The sequence below is a fragment of the Acinetobacter sp. Res13-Abat-PEC15-P4-01 genome (assembly GCF_015676285.1).
GTDB lineage: Bacteria > Pseudomonadota > Gammaproteobacteria > Pseudomonadales > Moraxellaceae > Acinetobacter > Acinetobacter nematophilus.
In genome coordinates, this window is the sequence record NZ_JADAIN010000020.1 from 48,415 (window position 1) to 69,066 (window position 20,652).

The following is a 20,652-nucleotide window of genomic DNA, read 5'->3' on the forward strand; positions in this document are numbered from 1 at the left end:
TGAATTAAGAGTTGAACATCGTGGTTTAAGAATTTATTGTATACGCAAATCAGCGTTTTCTACGCATGAACCGAGATTTTTTTAATTTCTTGTAACATTTGTATGCAATTCGCATTCAAATTTTGCCTTGTATGCGCCTTAAGCTCTACTAAAATGGCAAAGATAAAATAATTTACTAAATGTTGTTCGGAACCCTTATGTTTAAACCTACCACAATGGTGTGGCAACCTACTGCATCTGTTTTCTTTAAACTATCACTATTAACATCTGCATTGGCGGCACTGGGTTTGACTGCTGGGTGTTCTTCGAACCCATCGACGTCAAAAACTCAAACATCAAAGTCGTCGGGTATGTTGGACGCAAACAGTTTGGATTCACTTGAAGATCTTCTGTCAGCAACGGATATGCGTGCGGTAGAAGGTGATCGTTTATTGATTCTAAAACATGGTGATGTTTGGAAGCGTATGTCTGTTGGTTTTAAAATGGATGAAAACCATTGGGATCCACGTATTGATGCACAACGAAGCTGGTTCGTTTCCCGTCAACCTTATATAGATCGTTTAAGCGCCCGTGCATCACGTTATCTTTACCATACTGTAAAAGAAGCTGAACGTCGCGGTTTGCCAACTGAATTGGCATTGTTGCCGATCATTGAAAGTTCTTACGATCCAGCTGCAACCAGTAGTGCTGCCGCTGCCGGGATGTGGCAATTTATTCCGAGTACGGGGAAAATTTATGGTTTAAGACAAACCAGTCTGTATGACGGACGCCGTGACGTGGTTGAATCGACTCGTGCTGCATATGAGTTTTTAGGGGGTTTATACAATCAATTCGGTTCATGGGAACTGGCTTTGGCGGCATACAATGCCGGTCCAGGGCGAATTCAGCAGGCAATTAACCGTAACCAAGCAGCAGGATTACCGACAGACTATTGGTCATTACGATTACCCCAAGAAACCATGAACTACGTTCCGCGTTTTTTGGCAGTGGCACAAATCATTAAAAATCCATCTAAGTATGGTGTAAGCTTACCCCCGATCGCCAATCGTCCGCATTTTAGGGAAGTGGCTGTTCCACCCGGTGCTCAATTGAATCAAATTGCTTCAGTTACGGGTTTGAGTCGCGCCGAGTTATATGCACTGAATCCAGGGCACCGTGGCGAAATCGTTGATCCATCAAGTACACTGCGAATCTTGATTCCTGCTGATCTCAGCCCAACAATCGATTCTAAGTTAAGAGCATTAAAACCAAGTTCAGACAGTGGTTATTGGGCAAGTAATAGCAGTCCTACAACTGCAACTCAAACTCTAACACCTGCTGGTGTGACGTCTACCGTGACACAGTCTATTACGCCGACTCGAACTGCACCGCCTGTAATGGGTTCAAAAGCTACGACAACATCGGCAAGTCCGGTGTCGACATTAAAAAATACGCCACAAGGTTCTGATGCATTAGCTAAATTTGCAGCCAATGCCGATATTCCTAGTGCTCCGCGTATTCCAGTTGCTGTTACCACTGCTGCAAATGTTAAACCTGTTGCCGTTGAGCCACCGATTTCTGCACGTGAAAAAGCTCAGATTCTTGCAGCTGTAAAAGCTGAAGGTGAAAAAGAAACCGTTAAACAGGTATTGGAACCTCAAGCAACGCAAGCAGAAAAAGAAGAAGTGGTTAAAGAGATTAAAGCCATTGCGCCGCAGGGTACAGAAGTTCTGGATCCATATGATGGCAAAATTAAACTGACCGCGATTCAGACCAGCCAATCGGTCGCAGAAGTGCAAGGTAAAGAAAATACGGTTGGATTTGCTTATCCAAAAGGTTTAGCGGAAACCACACCTGCAAACTCTGAAGAAGCGAAACTGAATCAAGATAAAAACTTCAAGAAAACTGATACTGAAGTCGTGGTGGAACCTCCTAAAGGTAAACGTAGCACTTATACTGTTTTGGCAGGTGATACTTTAGCAACAATCGCCTTGAAAAATGGGGTCAATTGGCGGGATATTGCCAAATGGAACCAAGTCGATCCAAATGGAACTTTATTTGTCGGTGCAACATTGTATTTATATGATGCTAAACCACAAATTGATACACCTAGCACATCACGAAAAGTCACAGAGTCAGCACCAACAACTTATGTGGTGAAACCGAATGACAGTTTAACTGGCGTTGCAAATCAATTTGATTTATCGGTTTCACAATTGGCAAGTTATAACAATTTGAATACCAACAGCAATCTATTTGTAGGGCAAAAATTAAAGCTCAAAGATACAGCTGAGGATAAATTATCAGAAATTAACAAGACTGTGGTTCGAGCTGATACATCTAAGCCAGTTGCGAAAGTAAGAACGAAATCTTATGTGGTTAAACGTGGTGAATATCTTAAAATCATCGCTGATCGTTATGCACTATCGGTACACGAGCTGGCCGATTTGACCCCAGGCTTAGATATTTCCAGCAGTTTGTTTGTTGGGCAAAAAATCAATGTACCTCTCAATGAAGTTAATGAGCCAGAGAATAAGCTTGAGTCGAAAGTGGTTGAGCAGAGCAAGTTTAAAAATCTGAAATCTGAGCCAAGCTATAAAACGGAAAATTATAAAGTTCAAAGTGGAGATAGTTTATCGAGTATCGCAGCACAGTCTAAATTGTCTTTGGCTGAGCTCGCGGAGTTAAATAAACTTTCACCATCCCGAAATTTGCTGGTGGGGCAAGTGATTAAAATTCCTGCTGGAAGTTCTACTCCAGAGACCTATACGGTTCAATCTGGTGATAGTCTGATTGCGGTTGCCAACAAATATAATTTACAAGTTAATCAAATTGCTGAACTTAATGGTTTGACAACGACTTCGGGTTTGCTGGTTGGACAAAAACTCAAATTAACGGGAACACCTGAAAGCAGTGCCAAAGAAAGAGCACATGGCAGAAATGAATCAAAATCTGAACTATCAAGCAAAGACATTCATGTTGTGAAATCAGGTGAAACTCTGGCGAGTATTGCCAAGAAATACAAATTACAGTTGAGCTATTTAAGTGACTTAAATGGTTTATCTCGTAATCAAGCACTTGAAGTGGGACAACGTCTCAAAATTGAGGGTGATTTACCCAGTAAATCCTCGCTTTCTAAAGAAAAGGAAGACTTAAAGGCTTCTGCAAAGCCGTCCTCTAAAGCCTCGAGTAAAAACACAGAAAGCTATGCTGTTAAGGCTGGTGAATCTTTAAATGTTATTGCTAGTCGTGTAGGTTTATCAGTACAGGAACTGGCCGAGTTGAATGATTTAAGTCCACGTGCTGGTTTACAGCGTGGTCAATCCATTCGTATTCCTAAAACTGTCACTGAGTACAAAGTAAAAAGTGGCGATTCGTTAATTCGTTTAGCCAGTAAATTCGGTATTGATACTGGTGCATTAGCTGAAATGAATGATTTGAAACCAAATGCTTCATTACGTATTGGTAGCATTATTAAAGTTCCAAATCTTTAATGGATTTTGGTGAGACATGGATCTGGTGAGCGATTAAAATTTCAAAAATGATTTTTTAAATCAAGGAAAGTAGGGGAATGCACCTGAGTTTTAGATGTGTCAGTACATTGGTATTGGCATTGGGGAGCAGTATTGCAGTGGATGTTGCCGCTGCAATACAGACCACACCATATATCGCGGTTCATAATTCGCCATTATATGTCAAAGCTCAGGTTATGCCTTATGCCAACAAGAATGCACCTAAAGGCGGTTATATCAGTACGGCAAGTATTGGTACATTTGATAATTTAAATAGTTTGAATGGCAAAGGCAGTTCGACTGAAGGAATCAATTATGTATTTGATAGCTTGATGGATAGCTCACTGGATGAGCCAGGTGTGTTATATCCACTGCTTGCTGAAAAAGTCAGTTATGACCCTGCGAGAACCAAATTTGTAATTTTTCACCTAAATCCTCAAGCCCGTTTTAGTGATGGAACACCTGTCACCGCTGAAGATGTCAAATTTAGCTTTGATACGATTCAGACCAAAGCCAACCTTGGCTTTCAAATGTATTTATCTGACTTGGCAAAAACAGAAGTATTGTCTAAATATCAGGTAAAAATGACTTTTAAATCTGCACATAATCCTGACATGCCTTATATTTTGGCAAAGATCGCGATTTATTCAAAAGCAGATTGGAAAAATAGGGACTATAGCAAAATCACTTTGCAACCGATTTTGGGATCAGGTCCGTATTTAATTGAACGAATTGACTCTGGACGTAGTGTCACTTATAGACGTAACCCAAACTATTGGGCAAAGGATTTGCCCGTCAATCGGGGACGTTACAACTTTGATCGAATCAAGTACGTTTATTATCGAAGCCCCGAAGTTGCTTTTGAGGGATTTAAGTCAGGACAGTATTCATTTTATCAAGAGAAAAACGCGCGTAATTGGGTCACTGCTTATCGGTTTCCTGCGGTCAAAGCAGGGCTGGTCAAGCTTTATACCACTACCATTCAAACGCCTGCATTGACGCAAAGTTTGGTATTCAATACCCGTAAGCCTCCGTTTAATAATTTATTTTTCCGACAAGCACTGACCTATGCTTATGATTTTGAATGGATCAATAAAGCTCTGTTATACGGGCAAAATATTCGACTGCAAAGCCATTTTCAAAACAGCGAACTAGCTGCAACGGGAAAACCCAGCAAGCAAGAACTCGCAATACTGCAACCTTATCTCAAGCAACTTTCTGCTTTACAACGACAAGGCGTATTGGCAGATTGGAAATATCCTGTTTCTGATGCCAGTGGTTTTAATCGTCAAAATTTATTGATCGCGCGCTCTATTCTATTAAAAGCGGGATATCGCTTCTATCAAGGGCAATTGCTTGATCAGCAGGGTAAACCTATTCGAATTGAGTTTTTGATTCATCAAGATGGAGCACAAAGAACCTTATTGCCCTACATACGCAATTTAAAAAAATTAGGTATTCAGGCCAGTATTCGTCAAGTGGATTTACCTCAATATACTGAGCGTATGCGTCGTTTGGATTTTCAGATGACGCCAATGGATATGCCGCAATCTCTGACACCGGGCGCTGAACAGGTTCAAATGTGGGGATCTAGAGCAGCAGATGAAGTGGGTAACTATAACTATGCAGGAATTAAAAATCCTGTAATCGATCAGTTGATTCAGAAGATCATTGCTTCACCAAATCGTGAACAATTGGTATTGCATACACGTGCACTCGATCGTGTATTACGTGCTGGTTATTATCAAATTTTGACCTACGGCAACGATAAAAATTGGTATGCTTATTGGAATATGTATCACTATCCGGCGATTAAACCGAAACTGTCACTGGGTTTGGAGTATTGGTGGGCAGATTCCATTGAAACTAAAAAAGTAGAGCAATATTTAAAAAAATAGTGCATTCAATAATCGACTTCAGTGTTAATAACCTGAAAAGCATAGGCGACTTAAACTGAGTCATGCTTAATTTGATTTATCCATCCTCATGAGGACATAAGGAACCCTGTTGCCATGGGCACATATATATTCAAAAGGCTGTTTCTGATCATTCCAACATTGTTCTTTGTTTTACTGATCAATTTTGTTGTGGTTCAAATTGCACCTGGTGGACCTGTTGAGCAAGCGATTCAGCAAACAGAGAACTTTCAAAGAGAACGTATCAGCAATGGTGGGATATCAGCTTCAATTGATCGTCATGAATATCGTGGAGCACATGGTCTGAGTGAAGAAATGATTGCGCAAATCAAAAAACAATATGGTTTTGATCAGCCTGCGTATCAACGTTTTGGGTTGATGTTAGAAAACTATTTGGCTTTTGATTTTGGAACGAGTTTTTTTAAAGACAAGCCGGTGACCCAACTGCTTCTTGAAAAAATGCCGGTAACGCTTTCTCTGGGGTTGTGGAGCACTTTACTGATTTACTTAATCTCTATCCCTTTAGGCATAAGAAAAGCCAGACAGAATGGTCTTATTTTTGATCGAGCGACATCATTGCTGCTTGCGGTAGGTTATGCCGTTCCTGCTTTTGTTTTTGCAATTTTGTTGATTGTCTTTTTTGCTGGTGGTTCTTATTACCAGTGGTTCCCCTTACAAGGGTTTGTATCCGATCACTTTCATAGTCTGAATTTTTTTGAAAAGATAGTCGATTATTTTTGGCACATGGCTTTACCGTTGCTGGCGATGGTGCTTGGTGGTTTTGCAAGTTTAACCTATCTAACCAAATACTCCTTTATGGAGGAGTTAAATAAGCCCTATGTTCTCGCTGCACGGGCCAAAGGTCTGACAGAAAATACTGTGCTCTATAAACATGTATTCCGCAATGCGTTATTGGTGATTGTCGCAGGATTACCCGAAGTACTGGTGGGTGTATTTTTTGTAGGTAACTTGCTGATTGAGATTATTTTTAATTTAGATGGTTTAGGCTTACTGGGTTTTGAAGCTGTACAGCAGCGCGATTATCCTGTGATTTTTGGTAGTTTATTCTTTTTGACACTGTTTGGACTGATTTTAAGATTGATTTGCGATGTGTTGTATCGGGTGATTGATCCTCGAATCGATTTTGAATCAAGAGGTGCAAAGTGATGTCACCCATTATGCGTGCTCGCTTAGAAAAATTTAAACAGAATCGATGGGGCTTTGCCTGCTTTATCCTATTCATGACATTGTTTGTCGTTTCTATTTCAGCTGAATTTATTGCCAATGATAAGCCTGTGCTTGTGAAATACGATCAGCATTATTACATGCCTGTCTTCAAAGCATATCCAGAAACGACTTTCGGTGGAGTTTTTGAAACTGAAGCAGATTATCGTGATCCTGTTGTTCAGCAGTTGATTGATGAAAAGGGCTGGGCGATTTGGCCGCTGCTGCATTATTCCTATCAAACGCCTAATCTAGATTTAACCGTTCCTGTACCATCGCCACCCACAGCGCAAAATTGGTTGGGAACAGATGACCAAGGGCGTGATGTTTTAGCCCGAATTCTTTATGGATTACGGATATCGTTACTCTTTGGTTTTGCCCTGACGCTGTTTGCGGCTTTTCTGGGAATTGCAGTTGGTGCAATTCAGGGCTATTACGGTGGATGGGTGGATTTAATCGGGCAGCGAATCCTTGAAGTCTGGGGAGGCTTACCGACTTTATTTATGGTGATTATTTTAGTCAGCTTGTTTACACCAAGTGTATATTGGCTATTTTTGATCATGTTAATTTTTGGCTGGACAGAGCTTGTCGGTCTTGTTCGTGCGGAGTTTCTTCGTGCACGCCATTTAGATTATGTTCAAGCAGCTCGGGCTTTGGGTGTAACTGATTCAGTGATTATTTTTAGACATATTTTACCCAATGTCATGAGCTCAAGCCTGTCACAACTCCCTTTTATGCTGACTGCAAATATTACTGCGCTTACGGCATTGGATTTCCTGGGATATGGTTTACCTCCTGATGCAGCTTCTTTGGGGGAGTTACTGTTACAAGGTAAAAATAATTTAGATGCGCCATGGCTAGCACTCTCTGGTTTTTTTACTTTGGCTTTGGTTTTATCATTATTAATTTATATTGGGGAGGCAACACGCGATGCATTCGATCCAAAACGCCAAAAATAATGATGAAGCTTTGTTGTTGTCTGTCAAACATTTACATATTGAAAATAAACAACAAAAAGTGTTGGTTGAAAACCTGAATTTTGATTTGCATATCGGTGAAACAGTTGCGATTGTGGGAGAAAGTGGATCTGGTAAATCCATCAGCGGTTTGGCCTTGTTGGGATTACTCCCTGACGATTTAAAAGCGACAGGACAAGCTGTATATGATCAACAGGATTTGTTATCGATCAGTCAAAATACACATTTAAAGATTCGTGGTAAAAAAATTGCCATGATTTTTCAAGAACCGATGACGGCTTTAAATCCATTGCATAAAGTTGAACGGATTGTGGGTGAAACTTTACTTTTGGAAGGCATGCCTAAAGAGAAAGCCAGAAAGCGCGTCTATGATTTATTGTGTGATGTCGGCATGGATGATCCTGAGGATAAGCTGCAACGTTATCCACACGAGTTGTCTGGAGGGCAAAGACAGCGTGTCTTAATTGCCTCTGTATTGGCACAAAAGCCTGAAATTATTATTGCGGATGAACCGACCACTGCCTTGGATGTCACTTTACAATCCCAAGTCTTAAACTTATTACAACTGCTGATTTTAAATCATAAAATGGCGATGATTTTGATCAGTCATGATCTGAATCTGGTTCGTAAATATTCCAATCAAGTGATTGTGATGAATCAAGGACGAGTCGAAGAGAGGGGATGGGTTCGAGATATTTTTCAAAAACCTAAAGCCGCGTATACCCAGTATTTACTGGATCATGACTTCGGTGAAGCCAATCCCGCACCGAAAGGCAGCCATTTGGTTTTATCCTTGCACCGTCTTGGAGTTAAATTTCCAATTCGTAAAGGTATTTTAAACCGTATTCAAGATTATTTTATTGCGGTTGAACCTTTAAATTTACGCTTGGATCGTGCTGAATCTATCGGCATTGTGGGGGAGAGCGGTTCTGGTAAAACATCTCTCGCCTTAGCTATTGCAAGACTGATCGAAAGTACAGGTAATATTGTGCTCTTAAATCAAGATATCAATCGCTTGAATCAACGAAAATTAAGACCGTTACGTCAGAATTTTCAAATTGTTTTTCAGGATCCATTAAGTAGCTTAAATCCTCGCATGACTGTCGATCAGATTATCCGAGAAGGTTTAGTACTACAAAAGCTAAAAGAATCTGAAATGATCATTCGGATCAATGAAATTCTGGATAAGGTGGAATTACCCATTACACTCAAACAGCTGTATCCGCATCAATTGTCTGGTGGTCAACGGCAACGAGTTGCTTTGGCGCGTGCAGTGGTGCTGCGACCTAAATTACTGATTCTTGATGAGCCTACTTCAGCACTTGATCGAACCACACAGCGAGCGATTGTAAAATTATTGCGACAATTGCAACTTGACTATCAAATGAGTTATTTGTTTATCAGTCACGACTTGCAGGTCGTGAAAGCACTTTGTCAGAAAGTTTTGGTCCTGAAAAATGCTCAGGTTATAGAACTTCAAGACACGCAAGCCTTATTTGATAAGCCCTTGAATGCTTATACAAAAAAGTTGATTGCCGCGAGCCAATATTAAACCTGCAAAGAAGCGATATGTTTTAATCTGTTCAGTCACATTTACAAAATTGACAAATTAAATTGTCAGATTTACGCTTGAACTGTGCTAAATTTAAATTAGAGTAAAAACTCTAATCATAAAGGGATCTGACCATGAGCCATCTTGCAGAATCATTAGAAATAAAAAACACGCTATTCAAAAACCGTATTATTAAAGGTGCAATGAGTGAAGCATTGGCAAACCATGCTGGACAACCAAATCAACTGCATTTGGGATTGTATGATGCTTGGGGCAAAGGTGGTTTGGGTTGTGCCATCACAGGGAATGTGATGGTGGATTTCCGTGCTAAAAATGAGCCGGGTGTTGTCGTTGTTGAAACCGAAAGAGATCTTGCCAAATTGACTGAATGGGCAAATATCGGCAAAAAACATGGCATGGTGCAATTGATTCAATTGTCACATCCAGGACGTCAGTGTCCAAAAGGGCTAAATAAAGAAACTGTTGCGCCGTCTGCCGTACCATTTAGTCCTTTACTGGCAACCACATTTGGAACACCTCGGGAGCTGGATGAAGCCGAGATCATCAATATTATTCAACGGTTTGCCGAATCTGCACGAATTTGTGAAAAAGCCGGATTTGAGGGGGTACAGCTTCACGGCGCGCATGGGTATTTAATTAGCCAATTTCTTTCCCCATTAACCAATAAACGCCAAGATCAGTGGGGTGGTTCGATTGAAAACCGTATGCGTTTCCTGTTGGAAATTTATCAAGCAGTTCGTGCCAAAACCTCGGAAAACTTTATTGTATCCGTAAAGTTGAATTCTGCAGATTTCCAACGGGGTGGAATTACCGAACAAGAGGTTGTACAAGTATTTAAAGCCATCGATGCAGCTGGTATTGATATTATTGAAATTTCGGGGGGGACTTATGAAGCACCCGCGATGGCAGGAGCAAAGGCAGACAAACGGAAACCGAGCACAATTGCACGAGAAGCATATTTCCTGGATTTTGCTGAAAAGATTCGTAAAGAGGTTAAATGTCATTTGATGGTAACGGGGGGGTTCCGTACGGCGCAAGGGATGAATGCAGCACTGGACAGTGGTGCTTGCGAGTTTATTGGTATTGCCCGTCCTTTAGCAGTAGAACCCGATGTGAGTAATAATTTAATCGCTGGTCGGGATGTGCGCTATGCAGTAGAGCAAATTAAAACCGGTATTCCATTTGTTGATAAAATGGCAATTATGGAAATCCTTTGGTACGCCGCTCAATTTAAAGCAATTGGCGAAGGCAAAAAACCGAATCCGAAGCTTTCCCCATTAAAAGTTTTCTTGAATTATGCAAAAAATAATGTCAAAGCTGTGATTCAAGGACGAGTAAACTCGCGCAAATCAGCGTGAGGTTATCTATAAACGGATGATTAAAAAGACCATTTTTAATGGTCTTTTTAATGTCTGGACAGTTTTGTTAAAGGACAAGGTTTGAAGAGAGCGCTAAAAAAGCTGCCCTAAGTACTATTTAATGTGCGCAAAAAGCCATATTGAAATATTCAAATAATTCAGGTGTGTTCAGCCACAATAGGCTCGATAAGAGCAATACTAGAATAATGACACTCCAAACAGCCAATTTAAACCATCTATCGGTATCAATCATTGACAACCGCCTCCTCATTTACAAAGAAATGCACAATCACGCCAAACAGGCTCAAGGCAATTGAGCAGCCCCAAATGATGTTGTAGTTACCTGTTATATCATGGTTCAGCCCACCCAGCCAGCCACCAAAAAATGAGCCGACCTGATGGGTAAAAAATACGATGCCACTGAGCATGGTTAAGTATTTTACCCCAAACATATTGGCAACAATTCCATTGGTTAAAGGAACGGTTGAAAGCCAGAGTATCCCCATAATGATGCCGAAAGCATATACTGTCCAGATGCTCAGAGGCAGTATAAGAAATGCAATAATGGTCACTCCTCTTAAGCCATATAACCCCATTAACAAATGGGGTTTTGAATATTTATCACCTAGCCAACCTGCTGCATATGTCCCTACAATATTAAAGAGTCCAACCAAGGCGAGAAACATTGTACCCGTCGAAGCATCAAAGCCATGATCAATCAGATAGCCAGGCAGGTGAATACCTAGGAACACCACTTGGAAGCCACAGACCAAGAAACCAAAGGCAAGCCACAGAAATGGTTTGTGATGAAAGGCAATCTTTAAAATTTGCTTAAAGGTTAAGCTTGGTTGGAGTGCCTGCTTGACTGCGTTTGGTGGCGCATACATTGGTGCTTTCAGCATCCATGCCAATGGAATAATCAATACAATCAAGACTGCCGTAATGACCAGTGCAGAAGACCATCCAAAATTTTTAATGAGTAGGAGGGTGGTGGGCAACATGATAAATTGCCCGAATGAACCTGCAGCACTTGCGATCCCCATTGCCATACTGCGTTTGCTTGGATGAGCAGCACGCCCTACTGCTGAGAGGAGTACTGAAAATGATGTTGCGGAGAGAGCTAGGCCAATGATTAAGCCCACACTGAAGTCAAGCAGAAGTGCATTTGAACTGACTGACATTAACAACAGGCCAATCGTATAAAGTACACCTCCCACAGCAACAATTTTTTTACTGCCGTATTTGTCCGCAAGCGCGCCTGTGAAGGGTTGTACGGCACCCCAAAGCAAGTTTTGCATGGCGATCGCTAGACTAAAAACCTGATGGCTCCAGTTGAATTCATGGCTCATGGGGACCAGATAGAGACCAAAACCATGACGCACACCCAAAGAAAGCGCCAAGATGAAGGCACTTCCAATGAGCATATAAATGAGGGGTTTAGAAAAGCGAGTGTCGTCCTGTAACGCTGTCATAAGTCATCCATTGAATCATCATGTGAGAATTGTAGAGGATTCAATGGCACTTAGCGATAGAATAAAAATTTATCAATCGATAAATTTTAGTGATCAATCTGCTTGCTATTCGGGAATTGATCTTGACTCATGGATTGAATGATTTTCAATAAAAACATATCCATCTCGAATGCGCATCAAGTATTAAAAACGGTAACCAACGCCAAGATAAGTAATCAGTGGGTCAATATCGATTTTAGTCTTGGCCGTAACAAGCTCTTTATTGGTATTTGAGTTTGAAATGGTAATGGTGGCATCGCTACTCATGGGTGCATAAGTCACAGAACCTACGCCAAACCAACGATCATTAAAGTCATAGGTTGCACCCAATGTCGCCATAGGTGCCCACGCATCATCTGCTTTGACTTTGACTACAGGATTTGCTGAAGAGGTTTTACCATCAAGTGCAGCACCTGCTTGTCCATCCAGTACATTCTGGATCATATGACCTGCTGCAATCAAATCATCTTTTACACCATTATCAACTTTTAAATGAGTAAAATGTGCATACATCACCCCGACACCGAGATAAGGGCGAAATTTATTTACACCGGATTTACCAAATTGATAGTGTAATTCTGCCGCCGGTAACCATGCAGTTGCTGATGCTGCTTTGGAATGCTTGGATAAATCGGTAATCGGTATATCTTTTTGCAAGTCTATACTTCCGAGTGGGGTCGAATCTTTGCCGGTTAAAGGTGCATAGATCTGACCTTTACCCTCAATCTCGACTTTAGGTGGAATACCTGCTTTAAACTCTAGAGAAATATTGTCTGTAAAGTAATAGTTGCCCATCAAACCGAAAGTATCAACATCTTTTGCTGTCAAGCCTGTACCTTCAGCAGTCCAACTCGATAAGCCATTGACAGTTGCTGTACCTGTTAAAGCGCCAGGAATGGTGTTACCTAAAAGACCGATTGCGCCATATAGAAAAGGATTTGACTCCTTAACAGCCGCATCTAGAACAGCTTTTTTAGAAATATCTCCTACTTTTGACTGGGTTCCTTCTGCAACGGCTGTGTTCACTTTGATCGGATTGCCATTGCCTTGTGGCATTGCATGCAACCAGCCTGCCGAAACAGAAAAACGTTTAAATCCATCACCATCTTTCAAACTAAAATAAGGCGAATCCGCATGGGTCAGTATAGGTAAAGCCATACATGTGGTCATCATGCAAAGTAATGATTTCTTCATAGAATTGGACTCCATGTCCGCAATTGATACTAATTTTTATGTATTTTTATTATGAGGATTTTTTGCTATTTTTGAATGTTGCTTTTGCAAGGTCTTTTTTTTAGTGAATGTTCTTTTTTTAATATTTTATTTATCAGGGACTTAAAAATGTGGCATCTATGTAATTATGTTAATATTAAATTACATTGTAAAAATGGAAGGTTTTTACAGTAAAAAATAAGTTAAAACATAAGCTTGTTTATAACAAAAAAAGCAGTTCATAAAAAAAGGCCATATCAATATGACCTTTTAATAATTTGCCCCCGTCAGAGGAGTCAATGACTTATTTATTTCTGAAAGCGAGACAAATCTTCTTCAGGACGCGCAGTTAAAACTTCTACACCGTCTTTCGTCACCAAAAGGGTGTGTTCATATTGAGCGGAAAGGCTATGATCCTTGGTTACAACAGTCCATTTGTCACCCATTAGACGTGTCTGCCAAACACCTGCATTGACCATCGGTTCAATGGTAAACGTCATACCTTCTTCGAGAATCATGCCAGAATTGGGTTGCCCATAGTGTAGAACCTGTGGTTCGTCATGGAACACGGTACCAATCCCATGACCACAATATTCACGAACAACGCTAAAACGTTCTGACTCTACGTATTTTTGAATCGCAGCGCCAATATCCCCAATTGTAGAGCCTGGTTTGACGGTTGCCATACCACGATACATCGCTTCCTGCGCAACTTTACATAAACGGTGTGCAATAATTGAAGTTTCGCCACCGACGATATACATCATGTTGGTGTCGCCATGGTAGCCATCTTTAATCACGGTGACATCGATATTGAGAATATCGCCTTTTTTCAGGATCTTACTTTCAGATGGAATACCGTGGCATACCACGTGATTGACAGAAGTACAGATCACATGTTGGAAAGCAGGTCGACCTGGTGCAGCACCATAACCCAGACATGCAGGTATAGCGTCTTGTGTGTTGACAATATAGTCATGACAAATCGTATCCAACTCAAGTGTACTGACACCTGGTTTGATATGCGGTTTGATCATATCCAAAACTTCTGCAGCCAATCGACCTGCAACACGCATCTTCTCAATTTCATCTGCGGTTTTGATTAATCGACGGGGTGCTTCGTAAGTACTGTTCATGATCTTTAAAAACTTTTGGAAATTTGTATGTGACTATGGTATAAATAGCCGCCCAATTTATCAAATGCTTTCTGTGACTTTCTTTATGAATCGTTTATGGAAATTTTGATAAGGGTAATTTAAAAATCCGCACATATGTCGTCACATTACTCTGGGTGCCTGAAAGGGTGGAGAATGCGGACATATGGAGGCCTAACCCAAACTTTTAAGGTAAAGAAAATGGCAGATTACAACGTAAGCATGCGCGACCTTCTTCAAGCTGGTGCGCACTTTGGTCACCAAACTCGCTTCTGGAACCCAAAAATGCGTCAATACATTTTTGGTGCGCGTAACCGCATTCACATCATCAACCTTGAGCATACTGTTCCTGCGTTAAATGATGCTTTGAATTTTGTTAACAATCTAGCAAGCAAAAAGAACAAAGTATTGTTCGTTGGTACAAAACGTGCTGCTTCTAACATCATTCGTGAGCAAGCTCAACGCGCTGGTCAACCTTATGTAGATCACCGCTGGTTGGGTGGTATGTTGACTAACTGGAAAACTCTTCGTCAGTCAATCAACCGTTTGAAAGATCTTCAAACTCAATCACAAGATGGTACTTTTGCTAAACTTACTAAACGTGAAGCATTAGAACGTACTCGTGAAATGGAAAAACTTGAACGCTCTTTAGGCGGTGTTAAGAACATGGGTGGTTTACCTGACGCATTGTTCATCATCGACGTTGATCACGAAGCGATTGCAATTAAAGAAGCTAAAAACCTGGGTATTCCAGTAATCGGTATCGTTGATACAAACTCTAACCCAGATAACGTAGATTTCGTTATTCCTGGTAACGATGATGCGATCCGTGCTGTTACACTTTATGCTTCTGCAATGGCTGATGCGATTATTGCTGGTAAAGAATACGCTCAAACTCAAGCAAATGCTCAAGCTAAAGGCGAAGAAGCTGCGAAAGAAGCTCCTGAGGCTTAATGCGTTTTGACGCAAGCTTGTCATTTTTGCGATTTAAAATGATGACAAATTGAGCGTCGATAAAGCAAAGCGGCCCAGAGAAACCTTTGGGCCGTTTTTGTTGAACAGATTCATATTCTACCGTATTTAGGAGAACAACATGACTGCAGTTACTGCGAGCATGGTAAAAGAATTACGTGACCGTACTGGTCTTGCAATGATGGAATGCAAAAAAGCATTAACAGAAGCAGACGGTGACATCGAATTAGCGATTGATAACCTTCGTAAATCAGGTCAAGCAAAAGCAGCTAAAAAAGCGGGCAACATTGCTGCTGATGGTGCAATCACGATTGCTCAAGAAGGTAACAAGGCAATTCTTTTAGAAGTAAACTGTCAAACTGACTTCGTTGCGAAAGACGAAAACTTTGCGGGTTTCTCTGCTAAAGTTGCTGCTGCTGCACTTGCTGCTGGTGTAACTGATGCTGCTCAAATTGCTGAATTGAAACTTGAAGACGGTTCAACTGTTGAAGAAGCACGTATTGCGCTTGTTCAAAAAATCGGTGAAAACATTCAGGTTCGTCGTGCTGCAATTGTAGAAGGTGAAAACCTTGCAGTTTACAAACACGGTTTAAAAATTGGTGTTGTAGTTTCTTACACAGGTTCTGCTGAAACTGGTAAAGGTATTGCAATGCACGTTGCTGCATTCAACCCAGTTGCTGTAACTGCTGAAGACGTTTCTGCTGATCTTATCGCGAAAGAGAAAGAAATTGCAGAAGCTAAAGCAATTGAATCTGGTAAACCAGCTAACATCGTTGAAAAAATGGTGACTGGTTCAGTAGAAAAATACTTGAATGAAGTTGTTCTTGAGCGTCAACAATACGTTATCGACAACGATAAAAAAGTTGCTGAAGTATTGAAAGCGACTGCAACAACTGTAGCTCAATTCGTTCGCTTTGAAGTAGGTGAAGGTATTGAGAAAAAAGCTGAAATGAGCTTTGCTGAAGAAGTTGCTGCTGCTCAGGCTGCTGCTAAATAATTTTACTTTTTGAGTATAATTATTGAAAACCCCTCATTTGAGGGGTTTTTTATTGTTATTGATTTTATTGAAGAATCAAGTTAAAGAAAAATCAATAAAATGATTCTGTTCAAATCATGGGTGTTATTCTTTTATAATCTCTTCTATTCATATTGCTTAGACTGAAATTTAATGGCAAACAAAACTCAACTTGGTATGGCTGCTGCAGTCGCAGTGATCGTCGCGGCTTATTTTGGCATTGATCTCAATCAAGAAAACAAGGCATCAACACAGCAAGCTCCAGTTCATTCCCAAGATCAGAATAACCGAGCTTCACAATTTGATTCCAAATCAACTGATCATTCACAGTTTCAAAACACTCAGTCAAACAACAGTCAAAACCAGCAGGGTTTAACAGTTATTCGTCAGGCTTATGATGGGAAGTTAAGCAATGTTCAAGTGCAGTCCGTAGGGAGAGTAAAAGCAATATTACGTGATGATACTGAAGGTTCACGACATCAAAAATTCATTCTTTCACTGGATAACGGTTTAACTGTCTTGGTCGCACATAATATTGATTTAGCGCCACGAATTGACCATTTACGTAAAGGGGATCGTGTTGAGTTTTTTGGCGAATATGAATACAGCAATCAAGGTGGAGTGATTCATTGGACACATCATGATCCTAGTCGCCGTCATGAAGATGGTTGGTTAAAGCATGATGGAAAAACCTATCAATAAACAATGCCTTGTCCATTCAATACGATAAAATTGAGTTGTTTGTAGTTTTAAAGTGGTTTAGACAGCAATTTTGTTCTATACCTTGTGGTCAATCGTGCTATTTTTAAGCCATCACAAGACGTTCGAATTCAAAACATGCAGGAGTGGGCAAACTATTTCCACCTTAAAGAATTAGGTGGATTGGAGTTGTTGAAAGCACAGTATCACCATAAGCAATTTTCAAAGCATGTGCATGAAGGTTATTGTATCGGCGTGATTGAAGATGGTGCGCAAAGTTTTTATCGAACAGGACAGCTACATACCGCTCCGAAAGGAGACATTATTTTAGTCAATGCAGATGAAATTCATACGGGGTCATCTGCGGTTGAGTCGGGGTGGAAATACCGGGCAATTTATCCAACGCCTGAAATGTTGCTGGATGCAGGGCAGGACTTTTTTAGTGTCAGAAACAGTGTACCCTGGTTTCCTCATGCAGTGGTTCATGATGTAGGTTTAGCTCAACAATTTACCTTACTTTTTGATTTGCTAGAACAAAAAGAAAATGCTTTACTCAAGGAAAGCATGTATTTATCGACTTTGGCTCGTTTGATCAGTCGTTATGGTCGAGCAAAATTAACACCAGCAGAATTGCCTGAAGCGCAACGTAAAGTTGAAATTGTCAAAGATTTATTAAGTGCCTTTCCGGAGCGTGATTATTCATTAACTGATTTGGCTGCAACCGTGGGACTGAGTCCTTGGCATTTTTTAAGAGAATTTAAAAAGCATACGGGTTTACCTCCACATAGTTGGCTTGTTCAAGTACGGTTATTAAAAGCACGGCAATTATTAAAGCAAGGCCACAGTATTGCCATGACAGCACAAAACTGTGGTTTTTCAGATCAAAGCCATTTTAACCGACATTTTAAAAAGGCGATGGGCGTTACCCCTGCGCAATATTTAAGCACTCTAAATATTTAACCTACTTTAGCTGTTTCCATTCTTCAAAATAGAGTCTTTGCACAGCAATTTTATTCAAGCTGTGGTCCATGTTTTTAAAGATACTCATCTCATTCGTAGTTTTGGATTTAAGTAATGAGTCATCAATTTGAATCTTGTCGTGCCGGCACTCAATCGAAATCTGATTTGAATAAAAAAGCATTTTTACGAGGTGTTGTTGATATTTTACCTTTATCAATCGCTGTATTGCCTTGGGGAATTTTGGCGGGTTCAATGGCGATTAATGCAGGATTGAGCTTTGCTCAAGCATTTTCAATGTCAGCTGTTGTATTTGCTGGAGCTGCTCAACTGGTCAGTTTAGGGCTGGTTATGGCAGGTGCTTCGGTTTGGACGATTTTTATTACGGTGTTCTTCTTAACCAGTCAGCATTTGATTTATGCACTCAACTTCCGTAAAGACGTTACTCAATTTTCTTTTAAACAAAGACTGCTGATCGGATTTCTTTTAACTGATGAATTATTTGCAGTGGGTATTGGGGAAAATAAGCAACGAACCTTTGCTTATCTATTTGGTGCAGGTTTATGTTTTTATTTGGCATGGTGTCTATTTAGCCTTTTTGGAATCTTACTGGCACAGTCGATACCGAATTTAGAAAATTTGCATCTCGATTTTTCCATTGCTGCCGTATTTATTTTAATCATTGTGCCCATGATTAAAAACAAGGCAACCTTGATTGGAGTGATCTTTACCTTAGTCTTTGCCTGTATCTTTAAATATCTTCAATTTGAGGGGGGCATCGTATTGTCAGGTATTTTAGGAATGTTGAGTGCGATGTGTGCAGCAAAGATGATCAAAGTTACACGCGTGGGAGTTTAAAAATGACATGGTCTTTACTGTTGAGTTTAGCGCTTATTGTATTTCTGAATCGCTACTTTTTTCTGGAGCCTAAAATCGCATTTAAATTACCCCACTGGATTGAAAATATGTTGCAGTATTCGGCACCATGTTTACTTACAGCCATATGTGCACCGATTGTATTCTTTGATGGTCAGCAATTACGTAATTTGCCTTTGGATGCCTATTTTTTAACGGCAATCATATGTGTGTTTCTGGCACTGATTTCTCAAAAAATCTTGGTTAATCTGGGACTCAGCTTATTGTGTTTTTACGGCTTATTTTATTTATTAAATTGACCGTAAATTGAAAATAAAAGGAGGGAAAAGCCCATATGAAATTTTCCCTCAATATATGCTCGTTAAAAAGCCAGTTTTTGGCGTGTTTTCCATCTTGGCAGTACTTTGGCGAGATAGGCATCCATGCACCATACAGGTCCAATCAAGAGAAATTGGAGATCTTTAAAAAATGACGGTTTTTTGCCCTCGACCTTGTGTCCATAAAACTGCCCAATCCATGCCAAAATAAACATGCCAATGTAAAAGCCTACACCCACAGGAAGTAGATAGATCACCCATGCCATGACTGCAATCAAAGCAGTCATGGCGACAGCAAGCACAATATCTAAGCGGGCATAGAAAACCAGTGTAAGCACTAAGAGAAGCGCTGTAAGCAAGGCACTAAAATGTGCAAGAATTCCGATGATGGCAAATAAAATCGCAGGAACACAGACCCAATGAATGGCTTTATTGGTCTTGTTCTGATGGCTTTCACTATATTCATCAAACCATTCCGTAATATTTTTCATCTGGCTCTCCATGCAGGTGGTTGGCTTATTTTTAGATCAATTTTAATTTAATGAAAATAATATAATTCAGAATTGGTTTTCGGTCAAAATCCTCGCGATAAACTGAATTCTCATCGCTTTGATGAGCTAGCTTAATGCGTGCTTTGATAGAAGTTCAGCATATCACGTGCCCATGTTTGGTGCTGTGGTTTGAGCATGACTTTAATTTCTTGAAAGTTGGTGATGTCACTACCATCACTTTCATCAACATAATAGGCAATACCATGTGTATGAGCAGCATGGTCTGGAATCTGATAACTAAAGTAAACTTTATTTTTATTTACCCTGACAATTTTCAGTAGATGGTTTCTGTCATCGATTGCTCCAAACTCATTGGCTAAACTGAGTTTTCGAACATTTGGAAAATATAAGCTGGCACTGTGCATGGCACAGCCAACGCAGGCAGACGAATTGTAAATAGTGATGGCTTCATCTTTTTGCGGACTTGCAAGTACTGCATAAGCAACACCAGAAGGTCCGAGATCTGTACTGATGACTTGCCATGAGATTGGAACAAGCACAGGACCTATACCGGGCAATAGGATGATTTTGAAATTTTTAGCCTCAACTGTCGATAATTTATAATTAAATTGGCATTTCACTGCTTGGGAGCTGTTGCGCTTACATACGGAATCGTCTTGATAAAATCCTGTATCGTTAAAAGGATTGGGAATGACCGCAATATATGTGTCTACAGCAACATGATGACTCAGTGTGGTCGCAGGAAGCTTTTCGAGATGATGTTGCTGAGGTGAGGCTTTATTGTTTTTCAACACTGGGAAAGTGGGTTCAAATACAGAAACATCGCCATATGCCAAACCACTGAATAGGCATAAGGTCATCAATAAAATTTTTTGCTTGAGCATGATT

17 protein-coding genes are annotated in these 20,652 nt (G+C 40.4%); 12 read left to right on the forward strand and 5 right to left on the reverse strand.

The window, feature by feature from the left end; translation table 11 throughout:
• Nucleotides 1–197: 197 nt before the first annotated feature.
• The 6 genes from IMO47_RS07330 (at nt 198) to IMO47_RS07355 (ending at nt 10,539) form a co-directional block, all read left to right on the forward strand.
• A complete protein-coding gene (locus IMO47_RS07330; RefSeq protein WP_196074608.1) occupies nt 198–3,473 on the forward strand; it encodes a LysM peptidoglycan-binding domain-containing protein in 3,276 nt (1,091 codons plus the stop codon).
• A 77-nt stretch (nt 3,474–3,550) separates the two neighbouring features.
• On the forward strand, nt 3,551–5,389 hold the full coding sequence (locus tag IMO47_RS07335; protein WP_196074607.1) for an extracellular solute-binding protein: 1,839 nt from the start codon (nt 3,551–3,553) through the stop codon (nt 5,387–5,389).
• Nucleotides 5,390–5,503: 114 nt separating this feature from the next.
• On the forward strand, nt 5,504–6,574 hold the full coding sequence (yejB, locus tag IMO47_RS07340; protein ID WP_196074606.1) for a microcin C ABC transporter permease YejB: 1,071 nt from the start codon (nt 5,504–5,506) through the stop codon (nt 6,572–6,574).
• A complete protein-coding gene (locus IMO47_RS07345; protein WP_196074605.1) occupies nt 6,574–7,590 on the forward strand; it encodes an ABC transporter permease in 1,017 nt (338 codons plus the stop codon). Before yejB ends, IMO47_RS07345 begins: the two co-directional genes overlap by 1 nt.
• Entirely contained in the window at nt 7,562–9,160 is a 1,599-nt protein-coding gene (locus IMO47_RS07350) for an ATP-binding cassette domain-containing protein (protein ID WP_196074604.1), read from the forward strand. The genes IMO47_RS07345 and IMO47_RS07350 overlap by 29 nt, the downstream gene beginning before the upstream one ends.
• A 134-nt stretch (nt 9,161–9,294) precedes the next feature.
• Nucleotides 9,295–10,539, forward strand: coding sequence for an NADH:flavin oxidoreductase/NADH oxidase family protein (locus IMO47_RS07355; protein ID WP_196074603.1), 1,245 nt, complete (start codon nt 9,295–9,297; stop codon nt 10,537–10,539).
• A gap of 245 nt (nt 10,540–10,784) precedes the next feature.
• Here the strand turns inward: IMO47_RS07355 and IMO47_RS07360 are convergent, their stop codons facing one another.
• The 3 genes from IMO47_RS07360 to map all read right to left on the reverse strand — a co-directional run bounded on the left by IMO47_RS07360 (nt 10,785) and on the right by map (nt 14,398).
• The gene (locus IMO47_RS07360; RefSeq protein ID WP_196074602.1) at nt 10,785–12,011 is read right to left on the reverse strand and encodes an MFS transporter; all 1,227 of its coding nucleotides are present in this window, start codon (nt 12,009–12,011) and stop codon (nt 10,785–10,787) included.
• Between the two features lie 183 nt (nt 12,012–12,194).
• A complete protein-coding gene (locus IMO47_RS07365; protein WP_196074601.1) occupies nt 12,195–13,244 on the reverse strand; it encodes an OmpW family outer membrane protein in 1,050 nt (349 codons plus the stop codon).
• 326 nt (nt 13,245–13,570) lie between these two features.
• Nucleotides 13,571–14,398, reverse strand: a complete 828-nt coding sequence (gene map, locus IMO47_RS07370) for a type I methionyl aminopeptidase (RefSeq protein ID WP_196074600.1) — start codon at nt 14,396–14,398, stop codon at nt 13,571–13,573.
• A gap of 219 nt (nt 14,399–14,617) precedes the next feature.
• Here map and rpsB point away from each other — a divergent pair, with 219 nt between their 5' ends.
• The 6 genes from rpsB to IMO47_RS07400 all read left to right on the forward strand — a co-directional run bounded on the left by rpsB (nt 14,618) and on the right by IMO47_RS07400 (nt 19,234).
• Nucleotides 14,618–15,370: a 30S ribosomal protein S2 gene (rpsB, locus tag IMO47_RS07375; protein ID WP_009586494.1), complete on the forward strand. Its 753-nt coding sequence runs from the start codon at nt 14,618–14,620 to the stop codon at nt 15,368–15,370.
• A 139-nt stretch (nt 15,371–15,509) separates the two neighbouring features.
• Nucleotides 15,510–16,385: a translation elongation factor Ts gene (gene tsf / locus IMO47_RS07380; RefSeq protein ID WP_004722025.1), complete on the forward strand. Its 876-nt coding sequence runs from the start codon at nt 15,510–15,512 to the stop codon at nt 16,383–16,385.
• A 171-nt stretch (nt 16,386–16,556) separates the two neighbouring features.
• Nucleotides 16,557–17,105: a DUF3465 domain-containing protein gene (locus IMO47_RS07385; RefSeq protein ID WP_196074599.1), complete on the forward strand. Its 549-nt coding sequence runs from the start codon at nt 16,557–16,559 to the stop codon at nt 17,103–17,105.
• Nucleotides 17,106–17,240: 135 nt separating this feature from the next.
• Nucleotides 17,241–18,062, forward strand: coding sequence for an AraC family transcriptional regulator (locus tag IMO47_RS07390; RefSeq protein ID WP_196074648.1), 822 nt, complete (start codon nt 17,241–17,243; stop codon nt 18,060–18,062).
• Between the two features lie 114 nt (nt 18,063–18,176).
• Nucleotides 18,177–18,917, forward strand: coding sequence for an AzlC family ABC transporter permease (locus tag IMO47_RS07395; protein ID WP_196074598.1), 741 nt, complete (start codon nt 18,177–18,179; stop codon nt 18,915–18,917).
• A gap of 2 nt (nt 18,918–18,919) precedes the next feature.
• A complete protein-coding gene (locus tag IMO47_RS07400; RefSeq protein WP_196074597.1) occupies nt 18,920–19,234 on the forward strand; it encodes an AzlD domain-containing protein in 315 nt (104 codons plus the stop codon).
• Nucleotides 19,235–19,296: 62 nt separating this feature from the next.
• Here the strand turns inward: IMO47_RS07400 and IMO47_RS07405 are convergent, their stop codons facing one another.
• Nucleotides 19,297–19,743, reverse strand: a complete 447-nt coding sequence (locus IMO47_RS07405) for an Mpo1-like protein (RefSeq protein ID WP_196074596.1) — start codon at nt 19,741–19,743, stop codon at nt 19,297–19,299.
• Nucleotides 19,744–19,874: 131 nt separating this feature from the next.
• Nucleotides 19,875–20,648 (reverse strand): DUF4850 domain-containing protein, encoded by a 774-nt coding sequence (locus tag IMO47_RS07410; protein WP_196074595.1) that lies wholly within the window; start codon nt 20,646–20,648, stop codon nt 19,875–19,877.
• Nucleotides 20,649–20,652 lie beyond the last annotated feature (4 nt).

What these genes read in the sequence shown, in the direction of transcription:
- IMO47_RS07405 (WP_196074596.1), bottom strand. Translation starts at nt 19,743, where the DNA reads ATGAAAAATATTACGGAATGGTTTGATGAATATAGTGAAAGCCATCAG.
- IMO47_RS07330 (WP_196074608.1), top strand. Translation starts at nt 198, where the DNA reads ATGTTTAAACCTACCACAATGGTGTGGCAACCTACTGCATCTGTTTTC.
- IMO47_RS07365 (WP_196074601.1), bottom strand. Translation starts at nt 13,244, where the DNA reads ATGAAGAAATCATTACTTTGCATGATGACCACATGTATGGCTTTACCT.
- IMO47_RS07395 (WP_196074598.1), top strand. Translation starts at nt 18,177, where the DNA reads ATGAGTCATCAATTTGAATCTTGTCGTGCCGGCACTCAATCGAAATCT.
- IMO47_RS07410 (WP_196074595.1), bottom strand. Translation starts at nt 20,648, where the DNA reads ATGCTCAAGCAAAAAATTTTATTGATGACCTTATGCCTATTCAGTGGT.
- rpsB (WP_009586494.1), top strand. Translation starts at nt 14,618, where the DNA reads ATGGCAGATTACAACGTAAGCATGCGCGACCTTCTTCAAGCTGGTGCG.
- map (WP_196074600.1), bottom strand. Translation starts at nt 14,398, where the DNA reads ATGAACAGTACTTACGAAGCACCCCGTCGATTAATCAAAACCGCAGAT.
- yejB (WP_196074606.1), top strand. Translation starts at nt 5,504, where the DNA reads ATGGGCACATATATATTCAAAAGGCTGTTTCTGATCATTCCAACATTG.
- IMO47_RS07355 (WP_196074603.1), top strand. Translation starts at nt 9,295, where the DNA reads ATGAGCCATCTTGCAGAATCATTAGAAATAAAAAACACGCTATTCAAA.
- IMO47_RS07400 (WP_196074597.1), top strand. Translation starts at nt 18,920, where the DNA reads ATGACATGGTCTTTACTGTTGAGTTTAGCGCTTATTGTATTTCTGAAT.
- tsf (WP_004722025.1), top strand. Translation starts at nt 15,510, where the DNA reads ATGACTGCAGTTACTGCGAGCATGGTAAAAGAATTACGTGACCGTACT.
- IMO47_RS07360 (WP_196074602.1), bottom strand. Translation starts at nt 12,011, where the DNA reads ATGACAGCGTTACAGGACGACACTCGCTTTTCTAAACCCCTCATTTAT.
- IMO47_RS07345 (WP_196074605.1), top strand. Translation starts at nt 6,574, where the DNA reads ATGTCACCCATTATGCGTGCTCGCTTAGAAAAATTTAAACAGAATCGA.
- IMO47_RS07350 (WP_196074604.1), top strand. Translation starts at nt 7,562, where the DNA reads ATGCATTCGATCCAAAACGCCAAAAATAATGATGAAGCTTTGTTGTTG.
- IMO47_RS07335 (WP_196074607.1), top strand. Translation starts at nt 3,551, where the DNA reads ATGCACCTGAGTTTTAGATGTGTCAGTACATTGGTATTGGCATTGGGG.
- IMO47_RS07390 (WP_196074648.1), top strand. Translation starts at nt 17,241, where the DNA reads ATGCAGGAGTGGGCAAACTATTTCCACCTTAAAGAATTAGGTGGATTG.
- IMO47_RS07385 (WP_196074599.1), top strand. Translation starts at nt 16,557, where the DNA reads ATGGCAAACAAAACTCAACTTGGTATGGCTGCTGCAGTCGCAGTGATC.